Origin of the sequence: Olsenella uli, assembly GCF_901212675.1 — a bacterium.
GTDB classification, from domain to species: domain Bacteria; phylum Actinomycetota; class Coriobacteriia; order Coriobacteriales; family Atopobiaceae; genus Parolsenella; species Parolsenella uli_B.
The window spans coordinates 1-1,243 of record NZ_CAAKOQ010000052.1; the positions used below are offsets into that span (position 1 = coordinate 1).

At 65.6% G+C, this 1,243-nt stretch carries 1 protein-coding gene; it reads left to right on the top strand.

The genetic code is table 11. The features are described from left to right. Positions 1-555: 555 nt before the first annotated feature. Positions 556-1,206 carry a phosphoribosylglycinamide formyltransferase gene (gene purN, locus EFAMC1_RS08970; RefSeq protein ID WP_410054789.1) on the top strand — a complete coding sequence of 217 codons (651 nt, stop codon included), beginning with the start codon at positions 556-558 and terminating at the stop codon, positions 1,204-1,206. Positions 1,207-1,243 lie beyond the last annotated feature (37 nt).

Consider the following 1,243-nt stretch of genomic DNA (forward strand, 5'->3'; position numbering starts at 1 on the left):
GCCGCGCCTCCCAGCCGGGAGGCGCGGCGCTTTGCGCGCGTCCCGCGCCCGCCGGCAAAATGTGACAAATCATCCGGAAGGGTACTGCGGTTCGAGACCAAGTAGAATAGTCTGGCAGCGACCCGGCACGCAATCTACCGGGAATCTTGGCCGACGCGTCTTCGCAGTTTTGAGTTGTGAACGATTTTTTGGCCCATTTTTGGCCCTGCGACTCGCAAACGCCAAGATACCTACTTTGCGCCGCCCGGTTTTAGCCCATTTTCTCGTTCACAACTCGCAAGTGCGAAGACGGGAGCATCGATGAGCCACGTAGATGAGCCAAAGAGGGGTCTCGGCCACCTTGGGGACGAGGCCGCGCACCTCGTCGAGGCGGCCAGCCTGCCGCCGGAGGCCATCCCCAGCGACTATTTCTTCTCCAAGGCGGTGGACTCCGAGGTAGACGCCGCCAACGTGGCGCGTCGCGAGAAGGAGGCCGTCCGCGAGGCCGCGCGCGCCCACTCCGCCGCCGAGTCCGAGGCCCGCAAAAGTGCGCCCGCCCCCACACCGGGTAACGAGCTGCAGACAGCCATAGCCGCCTCCCGCGCCGCCGGCGACACCAAGCCGCTGCGCCTGGGCGTGCTCATCTCGGGTTCCGGCACCAACCTGCAGGCCATCATCGACCGCATCGTCGCGGGTACGCTTGACGCCACGGTGGAGCTGGTGGTCTCCAGTCGCCCCAGCGCCCTTGGCCTGCAGCGTGCCGAGAAGGCTGGCATCCAGACGCTCACACTCTCCAAGGAGATGTACGCCAACCCCATGGCCGCCGACGAGGTCATCGCCAGCGAGCTCTACCAGCATAAGGTGGACTACGTGATCATGGCCGGTTACATGCGCATGGTCCACGCACCCATCCTGGCGACGTTCCCCAACCGCGTGGTGAACCTGCACCCCGCGCTTCTGCCGAGCTTCCCCGGCGCGCACGCCATCGCCGAGGCCTACGAGCGCGGCGTCAAGGTCACGGGCGTCACGGTGCACCTGGCCAACGCCGCCTACGACGCCGGCCCTATCATTGCGCAGCGTCCGGTGGCAGTGCGGGAGGGCTGGTCGGTCGACGAGCTGGAGACCGCGATTCACGAGATGGAGCACGTGCTGTACCCCGATGCCATCCAGCTTCTGGCTGAGGGGCGGGTGCAGGTGCGTCCCAACGGCACCGTTGCCATCTCGTAGCTGTCACACATCCTTCCGGATGATTTGTCACATTTTG